This is a genomic window from Ruegeria sp. ABM4_193 (assembly GCF_056158705.1).
Genome location: NZ_JBSWTT010000001.1, coordinates 2,589,245 through 2,601,475, shown reverse-complemented (window position 1 = coordinate 2,601,475; position 12,231 = coordinate 2,589,245). Strand labels below are relative to the sequence as shown.

General features: G+C 56.7%; 12 protein-coding genes. 2 read left to right on the top strand and 10 right to left on the bottom strand.

The features are described 5' to 3' along the window. Positions 1-270: 270 nt before the first annotated feature. The 3 genes from ACXADZ_RS13025 to ACXADZ_RS13015 form a co-directional block, all read right to left on the bottom strand. On the bottom strand, positions 271-609 hold the full coding sequence (locus ACXADZ_RS13025; protein WP_475196930.1) for a carboxymuconolactone decarboxylase family protein: 339 nt from the start codon (positions 607-609) through the stop codon (positions 271-273). 69 nt (positions 610-678) lie between these two features. Next, positions 679-1,332, bottom strand: a complete 654-nt coding sequence (locus tag ACXADZ_RS13020; RefSeq protein WP_475196926.1) for a DUF938 domain-containing protein — start codon at positions 1,330-1,332, stop codon at positions 679-681. Further along, the gene (locus ACXADZ_RS13015) at positions 1,329-2,402 is read right to left on the bottom strand and encodes an NAD(P)/FAD-dependent oxidoreductase (RefSeq protein WP_475196924.1); all 1,074 of its coding nucleotides are present in this window, start codon (positions 2,400-2,402) and stop codon (positions 1,329-1,331) included. The genes ACXADZ_RS13020 and ACXADZ_RS13015 overlap by 4 nt, the downstream gene beginning before the upstream one ends. Positions 2,403-2,564: 162 nt before the next feature. Between ACXADZ_RS13015 and ACXADZ_RS13010 the strand changes: the two genes are divergently transcribed. Beyond that, complete coding sequence (locus ACXADZ_RS13010; RefSeq protein ID WP_475196921.1) at positions 2,565-2,993, top strand: hypothetical protein; 429 nt, start codon at positions 2,565-2,567, stop codon at positions 2,991-2,993. Then, positions 2,990-4,222, top strand: a complete 1,233-nt coding sequence (locus ACXADZ_RS13005; RefSeq protein ID WP_171675401.1) for an HlyD family secretion protein — start codon at positions 2,990-2,992, stop codon at positions 4,220-4,222. The genes ACXADZ_RS13010 and ACXADZ_RS13005 overlap by 4 nt, the downstream gene beginning before the upstream one ends. Positions 4,223-4,279: 57 nt before the next feature. On the opposite strand, the gene ACXADZ_RS13000 is transcribed toward ACXADZ_RS13005, so the two are convergent. From ACXADZ_RS13000 to ACXADZ_RS12970, 7 genes are all read right to left on the bottom strand, one after another. Next, complete coding sequence (locus tag ACXADZ_RS13000; RefSeq protein ID WP_475196919.1) at positions 4,280-5,425, bottom strand: iron-containing alcohol dehydrogenase; 1,146 nt, start codon at positions 5,423-5,425, stop codon at positions 4,280-4,282. A 67-nt stretch (positions 5,426-5,492) separates the two neighbouring features. Next, entirely contained in the window at positions 5,493-6,875 is a 1,383-nt protein-coding gene (locus ACXADZ_RS12995; RefSeq protein WP_475196917.1) for an aldehyde dehydrogenase family protein, read from the bottom strand. Between the two features lie 90 nt (positions 6,876-6,965). Beyond that, positions 6,966-8,318 carry a glutamine synthetase family protein gene (locus ACXADZ_RS12990; protein WP_475196915.1) on the bottom strand — a complete coding sequence of 451 codons (1,353 nt, stop codon included), beginning with the start codon at positions 8,316-8,318 and terminating at the stop codon, positions 6,966-6,968. Positions 8,319-8,406: 88 nt separating this feature from the next. After that, positions 8,407-9,438, bottom strand: coding sequence for a TRAP transporter substrate-binding protein (locus ACXADZ_RS12985; RefSeq protein WP_475196912.1), 1,032 nt, complete (start codon positions 9,436-9,438; stop codon positions 8,407-8,409). 67 nt (positions 9,439-9,505) lie between these two features. Beyond that, positions 9,506-10,831 (bottom strand): TRAP transporter large permease, encoded by a 1,326-nt coding sequence (locus ACXADZ_RS12980; protein WP_475196909.1) that lies wholly within the window; start codon positions 10,829-10,831, stop codon positions 9,506-9,508. Next, positions 10,831-11,349, bottom strand: a complete 519-nt coding sequence (locus ACXADZ_RS12975; protein WP_171185164.1) for a TRAP transporter small permease subunit — start codon at positions 11,347-11,349, stop codon at positions 10,831-10,833. The genes ACXADZ_RS12980 and ACXADZ_RS12975 overlap by 1 nt, the downstream gene beginning before the upstream one ends. Before the next feature lie 16 nt (positions 11,350-11,365). Beyond that, on the bottom strand, positions 11,366-12,151 hold the full coding sequence (locus ACXADZ_RS12970) for an N-formylglutamate amidohydrolase (protein WP_475196907.1): 786 nt from the start codon (positions 12,149-12,151) through the stop codon (positions 11,366-11,368). Between the last annotated feature and the right edge of the window lie 80 nt (positions 12,152-12,231).

The following is a 12,231-nucleotide window of genomic DNA, read 5'->3' as shown; positions in this document are numbered from 1 at the left end:
GGCATCAGCTGTGCAATAAATGCGCCGCCTATGGCGGCACATGCCTCCGGCGGAGGTATTTAAAAACAGAAGAAGAGGGGGCTGTTTTCAAGAACCAGCCCCCCTGCTTTTTTGCAAGGGGGCCTTCTCCTGTTGCGGTCATCGGCGCCTCCGCCTGTACCGCAAAACCATCATTCCCGTTCAGAGTTAACGATCCGTTACTTCTTCTGTTCAAAAATACCTCCGCCGGAGGCAAGCCTGCGTCAGCAGGCTTTTGGGGAGGTTTAGAGACTATAGGGTATTCAATTCGTCGAAACACTCCAACGCTTTGGCAGCATACATCATGGCTGGTCCACCACCCATTTGAATGGCCATGGCCAAGACGTCCGACACTTCATCTCTTGTCGCGCCAACTTTGACCAAAGCTTCTGTGTGTAGGGAGATACAGGGCTCGCATCGGAGCGTAACCGACATGCCCAAAGCGATGAATTCCTTTGTCTTGTAGTCAAGTGTTCCGCCTTCCTTCACAACCTTCCCAAGCGCCCCGAAAGCGCGCGTGGTTTCCGGGATGGACCCGTTGAGATTGCGGAGGCTCTTGCGCGTTTCTGTGAGTTTTTCTTGCCAGTCCATTGCAGCCGCCTTTTCATATAACGTAATCAGAATATGAGACGGATAGTAGGGCTCTGACTTTGATCTCGATCAGTCCGCTGGTCGCGATGAGATAAATGCAAGGTTGTTGGCGGGCATATCAACAGTCTTCAGTACGTTGAGACCAAATTCTTCAAACAACGCAAGTATTTCGGTGTCATTTTTGTACCCAATGTCAGGGTCTTGTTCCGTCAGAGCTTGGTGAAATCTCTTGTCTCCATCACTGGTGAGCAGTCCCGACCGCATAAATGGTCCATAAAGAACAAACCGCCCGGATGGTGCGAGTGCCTTGGCGACCTCTGCGACAATAGTTCGTGTTTCCTGCCAACTGATCAAGTGTATCAGGTTGATCAACACGATCATGTTTTGTCCGGCGAACCGGGCATGCCAGCCTGCGGCGGTCGCATCCAGTTCTTCGGCCAAGGCGACATTCGGAAACTCGCGCGCGTAGGCGTCGATACTGGGACGCCGATCTGTGTCGATTTCCGTAGGCTGCCACTCCAGACCGGGCAACTGTGCCGCAAAAGCCGTAATATGCTGACCGGTCCCACTGGCAATCTCCAGCGCCAGCCCTTGTGACGGAGCCCAGTCGCGCAGCAATGCGCATAAGACGTCAGAGTTTCGCGATGCCGCAGGGGCCACCATTTTGCCGTCCTCGGCTGTATTGGCGACGCTGGCAGAGGGGGGAAGCTTGCGTTTGGTCATCGCTTCAACCTTTCCGGGGTCAGCATTGCAACATTCTCGGCATCAAGGGCAGGGGGGGTTCCGACCACCAAATCGCAAAGCAGCTGAGAGGCAGCCGGTGCCGTTTGGAAACCATATCCGCCTTGGCCCGCGCTCCAGATGAATGTTGGGTCGTGAGGGTCTGGTCCAAGCACCAAAGTCCCGTCTGGGGCAAAACTGCGCAGGCCGGCCCAAGTTGTTTCGACACGTTTGACTACTTCGGTCATCAGGGCTTCGTAGCGTGCCAAACCTTCTGCCAGAACCAAATCGTCGGCATAGGCATCCTGAGGCGGAATTGGGTCTGCTTCGGATGGCGAGACCAACAGTTTCCCGGCATCTGGTTTGGCGTACCACGTTTCACCCACACCAAGCATCATGGGCCAGCACGACACATCATGGCCGTCGGGGGCGGGCAGTCGGGCCATAGACCGGCGGCGAGGCGTGATACCGATAGGTGGAAGGTCAGCAAGTCTGGCGATTTCGTCGACCCAGGCCCCTGCAGCATTAACCAAATTGCGTGCTTCAAAACTCTGACCGGCGGTGACGATCCAATGTGTGTCTTTGCAGATGGCTGTGACTTTGTGCTTGGTTGAAACCGTCCCGCCGTTGTGCCGGATGGTCCTGGCGAAGTCCTGCAACAAACGATCCGTGTCGATGTCAAATGCGGCCTCGCTGACTGCTGCAAAACCGACCTGTTCGGGGTTCAGGATCGGAACGCGCGCGATGGCCTCATCTAACGATACCTGGGTCATGTTCAGCTCGTTGCAATCGGCATCGAACAGCTGAGATTGGTCTTGCGCGCCGACCAGCATCAGACCCCGTGGAGTCAGATAGCCACCGTTCTGTGTGTGCAGAAAGGCAGCACCAGCCTTATTGAGGGCGACCACTGAAGGGGGTCCATAGCTTTCCTCAAACAACGCCGCAGACCGCCCGGATGCGTGATAGCCCAAGGCGTCTTCTGCTTCGAGCACCATCACTGTTCCGTGCGTCGACAGACGTGCGCCCGCGCTGAGACCGGCGATACCGCCTCCGATGATCAGGAAATCAATCATTTCTTGCTAACCCTACAGATCAGAGACAGGCCGGTTCTCCGCGTAGACACATTTGCCCGCGCGCCTCTGGTTTGATTTGCGTTTTGCTTCCCGGACTATAAGCAGCCTTGAATTTGTGCTTCAACCCGGTCAAAGACGTATCAAAATAAACAGGAGGGTAATGTGACTGCTGCGGACCTTCATCCAATGGCGACAGGGCATATTCCCCGATACGTCGTCGCAGCTGACGGAAGCGACTACCTATTTTCAGCAATGATTGTTTTCTTTGTCGTTCTGGTGGTGCTGATCGGTGTTGGTTATCTGACGCTTCACTCGGTCCCCGAGAAAATGGCCCACGAAAACAATCACCCACAATTTCAATTGGTGGGTATTCTGGCGCTGCTTGCGCTGTTTACACATAATGGACTTTTCTGGGTTGCCGCCATACTGGTCGCAGGGTTCCAATTTCCGGATTTTGCCACGCCGCTCCGAAACATTGCTGACGCCATTCGTTCGCTTGCTCGGGTCTCAGCGCCCGAACCGGTGCCCGAGGTGACAGAACCAATGCCACCTGTGTCCGAAACAGGCGAAGCGCAGGAGCACAGCAAATGATCGAGACTATGCTCTGCGCCTTGATTACTGTGCTGCCCGACTATTTGTTCCGCCGGTTTGTTCAGGGTAAACGTATCGGTCACGAGATCACGTTGTTTACCATGTGGTACGAATTGCGTTGGGGTTTGACGACATGCGCCATTCTGGCGCTGACCGTGATCACCACGCTGTTCTATTTTCACCCGGCCAGCAAAACGGCCGCTTCTTATTTTCGTACCGTGACGATTCTGCCGCAACTGGGCGGTCGTGTGTCTGAAGTATTTGTCAAAAGCAACGAACTGGTCACAGCGGGTCAGCCGATTTTCCGGATCGAGGATTTTACTCAGACCGCACAGGTTCAGGCGGCAAATGCTCAGATTGCGCAGGTTCAAGCCTCGCTTAAGGTTGCAGAAACTGACCTGGCCGAGGCTGACGCAGGTATTGCCGGGTCCAAGGCAGCTCTGGCGCAGGCGCTTGAGGATTTGGAGCGCAACACAACCTTGCGGGACGAAGGATCAAGTGCGGTACGGCTGGCCGAGATCGAGCGCTTGGAGAACCTTGTCGCCGAGCGTGAGGCCCAGGTTTTTGCCGCAGAAGCCAAACGCGCAGCGGTCGAACAGCAAATCGAAGAGTTGATCCCGGCGCAACTGGCCAGTGCCATCGCGCAATTGGACGCCGCACAGACCGAACTGGACAAAACAGTGATACTTGCCGGTGTAACGGGCCGGGTGGAGCAGTTTAGCTTGCAAGTCGGCGACTATGTCAGCCCTTTGCTGCGTCCCGCTGGTATTCTGGTGCCGTCCCATACCGGACATGATCGGTTCCAGGCTGCATTCAACCAGCTGTCTGCTCAGGTTATCAAGCCCGGCATGATCGGTGAGTTGGGCTGTATGACCAAGCCGTTCACTGTTATCCCTACGGTCGTGGTCGAAGTGCAGGATGTCATTCCTTCCGGCCAGATCCGTCCCTCGGACGAACTCAGGGATGTGCAGGCCAACAACAATCCCGGCTCGATTCTGGTGTATATGGAACCGCTTTACAAAGGTATGGCCGATGACATCCCTCCTGGCAGCAACTGTCTGGCCAATGTTTACACCGACAACCATGAGCGGTTGGAGCATGAGGATCTCGGTTTTTGGGAGGCCGCATTCTTGCATGTGGTGGACACGATCGGTGTCGTTCACGCGGCCGGTCTGCGTTTGCGTCTGATCCTGATGCCGGTGAATACTCTGGTACTAACCGGGCATTGATCCGGTTTAGGTAACCCAAACGCAAAGGGCCCGGCAGTTTTGCCGGGCTCTTTGACTTTAAAGCGCTGCTTTGAACAGCTGTGTCAGGTTTTCTTTCGTCAACTCAATCGGGTTGCCCCCGCAAGAGGGATCAATGACCGCGCCTTCCACCAGTTCGGGGATTGACGCTTCGGTGACGCCCAGATCGGAAAGGGTGCGCGGGATGCCGAGGCTGTCGTTGAATTCCTGCACAAAAGCGCGGAAGCCGTCAAATCCACCATCAATGCCCAGATAAGCCGCTGCCTGCTGGAACCTGTCTGCGATGGCGGGGGCGTTGAACTCCAACACAGCGGGCATACACACCGCGTTGGTCGTGCCGTGATGAGTGTTGAACACCGCACCGATCGGGTGGCTCATGGCGTGGATGGCACCCAGACCTTTCTGGAAGGCTGTCGCGCCCATGGCTGCTGCGCTCATCATCTGGGCGCGGGCTTCGATGTCGGTGCCGTCGGCATAGGCGCGTGGTAGGTACTCTTTCACCAGCCGCATCCCTTCCAAAGCAATGCCTTGACTCATCGGGTGATAATACGGGCTCGAGAAGGCTTCAACGCAGTGCGCAAATGCATCCAGACCGGTACCTGCGGTGATGAATTTGGGCATCCCCACAGTAAGCTCGGGGTCGCAGATCACCACAGCCGGAAGCACTTTGGGATGGAAGATGATTTTCTTGGCGTGGGTTTCCGAGTTGGTGATGACGCTGGCACGCCCCACTTCTGATCCGGTCCCGGCGGTGGTCGGAACCGCAATGATTGGCGCGATCACGTCCGCGTCTGCTCGGGTCCACCAGTCGCCGATATCCTCAAAATCCCAAACTGGGCGGGTTTGGCCCGCCATGAAGGCAACCATTTTACCAAGGTCCAGACCAGACCCCCCGCCAAAGGCGATCACCCCGTCATGGCCGCCCGCGTTATACGCTCCGACACCTGCCTCAAGGTTCTTTTCGTTCGGGTTGGGATCTACGTCGCTGAACAGCCCACGGCCCAAACCGGCAGCTTCCATAATATCCAGCGTTGCAGAGGTGATTGGCAGATCGGCCAAGCCCTTATCTGTGACCAGCAGAGGTTTTTTCATACCGGCTGCGGCACAGGCTTCGGGCAATTCCTTGATGCGTCCGGCACCGAATTTGATTGCGGTCGGATAAGACCAGTTTCCAACAAGTGACATGTCAGGTTTCCTTTGTAATGTGCCACCTGCCCGGGCGAGGGGGTAAGACCCGAGCAGGCCGTCGTCTTTAGCCCGTGACCTTCTTAAGGTGGTAGGATTTGGGACGGGTGAGATTGTGGTACCCAATGACCGACAGACCGCCGCCGCGCCCGGTATTCTTGCATCCGGTCCAGCACAGGCCAGGGTCCAGATAATCCGCACGGTTCATGAATACCGTGCCGGTCTCGATCTGGTCGCCCACTCGCGCTGCGCGATCTACATCACGCGTCCAGAGGCTGGCGGTCAGGCCAAATTCACTGTCATTCATCAGCGCGATTGCTTCGTCATCCGACGAGACCTTCATGACGCCCACAACCGGTCCAAAGCTCTCATCCCGCATAACGCGCATGTCGTGGGTCACATTGGTCAATATTTGAGGGGTCAGATAGGCACCACCATCGTCCTCAGGTAAGGTTTCGATATGCGCGACCGCGCCTGCTTCAACCGCCTCGGAAATCTGAGCGCGCACTTCATCAGCGAAACGGACGTTGGCCATGGGTCCGATGGTCGTCTCAGCGTCCAGCGGGTTGCCCAGTTTGTATCCCTTCACGATCTCCACCGCCTTGGCGACAAAATCGTCATAAAGGCCTTCGTGCACGTAAATGCGCTCGATCCCACAGCAGCACTGGCCCGAGTTGAACATCGCGCCATCAATCAATGTATCGACGGCGGCATCCAGATCGGCATCTTCCATGACATAGCCCGGATCCTTGCCGCCCAGTTCAGTGCCGACGCCGGTAAAGGTGCCCGCCGCCGCGCGCTCCATCGCCTGGCCGCCGCCGACCGAGCCGGTGAAGTTCACGAAGTCAAACGCATTGCCCGCGATGAGGTCATTGGTGACGTCATGGCTGAGGAACACGTTCTGGAACACATCTTCAGGCACACCGGCTGCATGGAAGGCTTGCGCCATACGCGCCCCCACCAGCAGGGTCTGCGTGGCGTGCTTCAGGATCACCGTATTGCCCGCGATCAGTGCAGGGGCGACAGTGTTGATCGCTGTCATGTAGGGATAGTTCCAGGGGGCCACAACAAACACGACCCCGTGCGGAATGCGCTTGATGTAACGCCGGAACGTTTCGTCCTCGCCTACCGCGATATCAGCCAGAGATGTTTCTGCAATCTCCGCCATATGGCTGGCACGTTCGTTGAAGCCGCCGAACTCACCACCATAACGCACCGGGCGGCCCATCATATGCGCCAGTTCTGGCACGATCTCATCATTCATCGCGCCAACAGCGGCCACCCCTGCCATGACAAGATCAATCCGTTCCTGCAGCGGACGCGCGGCCCAATTTGCCTGTGCGGCACGCGCCCGGCCTGCAACCTCAATTGCCGCATCCCGAGACAGCACTTCTCGTTCCGCAAAAACCGATCCATCAATCGGCGAGACACATTTCAACATCTGCCCCATGTTCACTCCGTATAGAAAGAATGCAGGATCCCTGCTTCATCTGGCCAAAAATACCTCGGGGGTCTGGGGGCAGAGCCCCCAGCCAGTCCCCTAAGCGCGTTCGAAACCGCGTGCGACTTCCCAGTCAGTCACCACGCGCTCGAATTCCTCGATCTCGACTTCAGCGGCACGTGTATAGTGGTCGACCACATCATCTCCCATAGCCGCCCGCAACATGGCCGAGCCGTGCAACGCGTCCCGTGCGGCACGCAAGTTGCCTGGGATCATACCGGTTTCACCCTGATACACGTCGCCCGTGGTGGGCGCTTGCAATTCCAACCCTTCCTCAATGCCTGCGATCCCGGCGGCCAACATCCCGGCCATTGCCAGGTAAGGGTTCATGTCCGAACCCGGGATCCGGCATTCCACCCGCACAGCCTTGGTTCCGTCCCCGCACAGTCGGAAACCGGCGGTGCGATTGTCCACTGACCAAATGATCCGCGTTGGTGCGAAGGTGCCCTTCATGAAGCGTTTGTAGCTGTTGATGTAAGGGGCCATGAAATAGGTGTAGTCGGCAGCATATTTCAACAAACCTGCCATGTAGCTCTTCATCAGAGCGGACATACCCAAGTCATCTGCTGCGTCATAAAACGCAGGCGTTCCATCTGACCAAAGCGATTGATGGACGTGGCTGGAACTGCCTACCTTCTCATGGTGCCATTTCGGCAGGAATGTCGCGGCATGGCCATGCTGCCAGGCGATTTCTTTCACGGCATTCTTGGCGATCGAATGATACTCGGCCGTGTCCATCGCAGGCGCGTATTTGATGTTCAACTCTTCCTGTCCGGTCTCGGCTTCGCCCTTGGTGTTTTCGACCGGAATGCCCGCGTCCCACAAGTGATTGCGGATCGGGCGCATCACGTGTTCTTCTTTGGTGGTTTGAAGAATGTGGTAATCTTCGTTGTAGCCCGAGATCGGCTCCAGATCGCGGAAACCTTCCTTGCGGATCTGGTCAAAGCTTTTTTCGAACAGGAAAAACTCCAGCTCGGTGGCACACATCGCGTCATAACCCATGGCCTTCAGGCGATTGACCTGACGTTTCAGGACCGAGCGCGGTGCGTGCGGCACTTCTTCATGTGTGTGGTGGTCCAGCACATCGCACATCACCATGACCGTGCCCTCAAGCCACGGAACCGGGCGCAGCGTGCTCAGATCGGGCTTCATGACATAGTCGCCATAGCCGCGTTCCCAACTGGTCGACGCATAGCCGTCCGGCGTGGCCATTTCCAGATCAGTGGCCAAAAGGTAGTTGCAGCAATGCGTTTCTTCCCATGCGCTCGCCACAAAGTGACCTGCATGAAAGCGTTTGCCCATCAGTCGTCCTTGCATGTCGACCATGCAGACCAATACCGTATCCACCGTACCTTCAGAGACTTGCGTCTTCAGATGTTCGAACGTGAGCATGTGCCACCTTTTTCTTTGCCGAGTTTAACTTTCGGCCATTCGTTGTGATTGACCCGCCCCTTAAGGGGCAGGTCAGGTTTGCAGCAAGTTAGCCGTAGCGATAAGGCCGTCCAGCCTTGAGCATGTCGGCGTTGTATTGCTTGAAGATTTCAACGACCTTCGCTTTCGTCTCGGACTCGGCTGCGATCTCGTCCCAGAATGCAACGGCCGCCGCTTCGACAGTTGCCCATTCTTCGTCCGGAATTGACGTCAGCTGCATCTTGTCGCCGTTGACGCGAAGGCTGGCCTCGCCACCCCAATACCACCACTGGCGGTAATAGTGCGACTGATCGGTGCAGACGCGGAACAAGGTCTGCAGGTCTTCTGGCAGCTCATTCCAGCGATCCATGTTGGCGAAGAATGAGCCCGCCCATGCGCCCGAGATGTTGTTGGTCAGGAAGTAGTTGGTCACATCCGCCCAACCCACGGTGTAATCTTCGGTGATCCCTGACCACGCGATACCGTCCAACTCGCCGGTTTGAACCGCAACTTCGATGTCTTCCCATGGCAGTGTCACCGGCACGACGCCAAACTGGCTCAGGAAGCGGCCCGCTGTCGGGAAGGTAAAGACACGCTTGCCCTGCAGGTCAGCGAGGCTGTTGATCGGGTCTTTGGTCGCGAAATGGCACGGGTCCCAGGCACCTGCCGAGATGTGCTTGACGCCAACTTTAGAATACTCGGCGTCCCAGATTTCGTTCAGCCCGTATTGATTGAACAGAACCGGCACGTCCAGCGAGTAGCGCGAGGCAAACGGGAAGTAACCGCCGAACACGGTGACTTCGGTCGGCGACGCCATCGAGTCGTCATCCGACTGCACTGCGTCGATCGTGCCGCGCTGCATGGCGCGGAACAGCTCGCCCGTCGGGACCAGCTGGTCTGCATAGAACAGCTCAATCTGCATCCGATCACCGGCGATGGTGTTGAACATCTTGATGGCCGGATCGATTACGTGTTCGGCCAGCGCCGGACCTGCATAGGTCTGCATCCGCCATCTGATCGTTGATTGCGCCAGTGCAGGTGCCGCCAGCGCTGCTGCGGGCGCGGCTGCTGCGCCTTTCAGAAATGTACGTCTGTTTGTCATTCTCTCTCTCCGTTGGTCAGTTTCAGCAATGCGGGGGATACCCGCGATGCCCCGGTTTGGTCCGGGATCATTTGTTGTAAACGTATTCTGGCAACCACAGCGCGATCTGCGGGAAGGTCATGATAATGGCCAGTGCAAGCGTCATCACCATCACGAAGGGCAGGATCGACCCGTAAATGTCACGCAGTGAAATCTCTGGTGGCGCCATCGCGCGCATCAGGAACAGATTATAGCCGAAGGGCGGTGTCATATACGCGATCTGAGTCGTGATCGTGTACAGCACGCCATACCAGATCAGGTCGAAACCCAATGCCCCCACCAGCGGCACGTATAGGGGGGCAACGATGACCAGCATGGCGGTGTCGTCCAGAAACGTACCCATCAGGATAAAGCTGAGCTGCATGAAGATCAGGATCACCCAGGGGTTCAGGCCCAGACGTTCGGTAAACAGATTCTCGATCGCACGCACAGCGCCCAGCCCATCGAACACAGCGCCAAAGGCCAGTGCTGCAAGGATGATCCACATGAACATGCAGGTAATGCCCAGTGTTGACCGCACCGAGGTTTCGAAAACCTCGCGGGTCATCCGGCCCTTCAGCACCGCAGCGACAAACGCCGTCAAAGCGCCGATGGCCGAGCTTTCAACCAGCGAGGTCCAGCCGTTCACAAATGGCACCATCATCGCGGCAAAAATGCCCAGCGGCAGCAGACCGGCACGCAAGAGACGCAGTTTCTCTGCCATAGGAACATCACGTTCTTCCGCTGATAAAGCAGGACCCAAAGCTGGGTTAATCCGGCAGCGGATCACGATGTAAAGGATGAACATCGCAGCCATCATCAGCCCGGGCAGAAGCCCCGCCAGCCAAAGCTGACCAACCGGTTGACGGGCGATCATTGCGTAAAGAACCAAGACCACCGAAGGCGGCACAAGGATGCCCAGTGACGATCCGGCTTGTATCACCCCCGTCACCATCTTCTTGTCGTAGCCACGTTTCAGCAATTCAGGCAGCGCAATCGTTGCGCCAATGGCCATACCTGCAACGCTTAGGCCGTTCATGGCCGAGATCAGAACCATCAGACCAATTGTGCCAATGGCCAGACCGCCGTTCAGCCCGCCCATCCAGACGTGGAACATCTTGTACAAGTCGTCTGCGATTTTGGATTCGGCCAGCACATAGCCCATGAAGATGAACATCGGCAGCGTCAGCAGCGGGTACCATTTCATCAGCTTCATGGCGGCGGAAAAGCCAATGTCGTACCCGCCACGATCCCCCCAAAGAAACAGCGCTGCCATAACGGCGACAAAGCCGATGGCTCCAAAAACGCGCTGCCCCGTCAGCAACATCAGCATCATGGTCGAAAACATCAGGATGGCGATCATCTCGTATGACATCAGATCACCTCGCGCGGGATGTCATCGCCCTTGAGGCGTAGTATATCTTTGAAGAGTTCCGAGATGGCCTGAAGCAACATCAGGAACAGCCCCACAACCATGATCACCTTGATTGGCCACAGGTAAGGACGCCACGCGGTGGGACTGCGCTCGCCATATTGCAGCGAATAACTCAGCGAGTCGTAGCCGCCATAGATCATCACACCCAGATAGACGATCAGGAAGAACACCGTGATCGCATCGGTCCAGGCCCGCCGACGGTTCGACCATTCACTGTACAGCAGGTCCATGCGAACATTTGAGCCCATCTGAATGGAATAGGGGCCGCCGAGCACATAATAGGCCACCATCGCAAACTGGGCCATTTCAAGGGTCCAGAGAGACGGCAAAAAGAACGTCTTCGATATCGAGGACCAGAGCAGAATGCCCATCATGACGAAGATGCCATACATGACCACACGCCCGATCCAGCGGTTCGCGCGATCAATGACCGCTACATATCTCCGCATGAATTTCATTGAGATATTGCCTCTGTCATGCTGTAGCCTCGGTGTTCGAAAAGGCAGAAATGACGGATTGCAGGATCGGCGCGAGCTGCCCTGCCATTCGGTTCACACCCGCAGGAGTGTCGATCAGGTCATTGCGCACCTCGATCATAACATTGGGCAACCCGCGTTTGATCGCGTGTTCCTGCAATGTATGCGTGACGCCGTCAGTGGCCGAGTAAGGTTCGTTCAACGCGACCTTCAGCCCGGTGTCTTGCGCCTGTTGCAACATGATCCGGGCCGCGCGGTCGTCTTTGTCATGCAATATACCCAGCTCAACCGAGCGCGTCTGTCCCTTGTAGATCGGGGTGAAGCTGTGGATCGTGATGACCACGGGCGGCTCGTTTCTTGCGTTCAAGGTGGACGACAAAAGGTTTCGGAATGGGTCATACACATCCCGCACGCGCTGGGTGCGCTGTGCCGCCGTCAGGTTCGTGTTTCCGGGAACTGAAAACACTTCGCTGAGTTGCGGCATGGCGTCTTCACGTTCCGGCGGGCGGTTGCAATCATAGACAAGCCGACTGACCCGAGAGTGGACCAAAGGCGCGTCCAGCGCACCCATCAACTCAACCGAAAGCTCCATTGCGCCAATATCCCATGCGGCATGGGACTGGGCCGCACTCTCATCCAGACCCAGGCCGTGCAAAGCGGCGGGGATAAAGCGGCTGGCGTGTTCGCACACCAAAACCGCATTGGTGCTGCCGCGTGCATTGAGCAGACGTGCAGCCGGTGCCTCGACGGTTTGTAATAGGGATGACTCGGAATCGTGATGCATAGGTAGCATTTGTTACAGCAGTTTCCCTGCTGTCAAGAAAATTACTGTAGACAAAATTACAGGTGAGAATATTCTGTAAC

What these genes read in the sequence shown, in the direction of transcription:
- ACXADZ_RS12970 (WP_475196907.1), bottom strand. Translation starts at nt 12,151, where the DNA reads ATGCATCACGATTCCGAGTCATCCCTATTACAAACCGTCGAGGCACCG.
- ACXADZ_RS13015 (WP_475196924.1), bottom strand. Translation starts at nt 2,402, where the DNA reads ATGATTGATTTCCTGATCATCGGAGGCGGTATCGCCGGTCTCAGCGCG.
- ACXADZ_RS13005 (WP_171675401.1), top strand. Translation starts at nt 2,990, where the DNA reads ATGATCGAGACTATGCTCTGCGCCTTGATTACTGTGCTGCCCGACTAT.
- ACXADZ_RS13000 (WP_475196919.1), bottom strand. Translation starts at nt 5,425, where the DNA reads ATGTCACTTGTTGGAAACTGGTCTTATCCGACCGCAATCAAATTCGGT.
- ACXADZ_RS12975 (WP_171185164.1), bottom strand. Translation starts at nt 11,349, where the DNA reads ATGAAATTCATGCGGAGATATGTAGCGGTCATTGATCGCGCGAACCGC.
- ACXADZ_RS12990 (WP_475196915.1), bottom strand. Translation starts at nt 8,318, where the DNA reads ATGCTCACGTTCGAACATCTGAAGACGCAAGTCTCTGAAGGTACGGTG.
- ACXADZ_RS12980 (WP_475196909.1), bottom strand. Translation starts at nt 10,831, where the DNA reads ATGTCATACGAGATGATCGCCATCCTGATGTTTTCGACCATGATGCTG.
- ACXADZ_RS12995 (WP_475196917.1), bottom strand. Translation starts at nt 6,875, where the DNA reads ATGGGGCAGATGTTGAAATGTGTCTCGCCGATTGATGGATCGGTTTTT.
- ACXADZ_RS13025 (WP_475196930.1), bottom strand. Translation starts at nt 609, where the DNA reads ATGGACTGGCAAGAAAAACTCACAGAAACGCGCAAGAGCCTCCGCAAT.
- ACXADZ_RS13020 (WP_475196926.1), bottom strand. Translation starts at nt 1,332, where the DNA reads ATGACCAAACGCAAGCTTCCCCCCTCTGCCAGCGTCGCCAATACAGCC.
- ACXADZ_RS12985 (WP_475196912.1), bottom strand. Translation starts at nt 9,438, where the DNA reads ATGACAAACAGACGTACATTTCTGAAAGGCGCAGCAGCCGCGCCCGCA.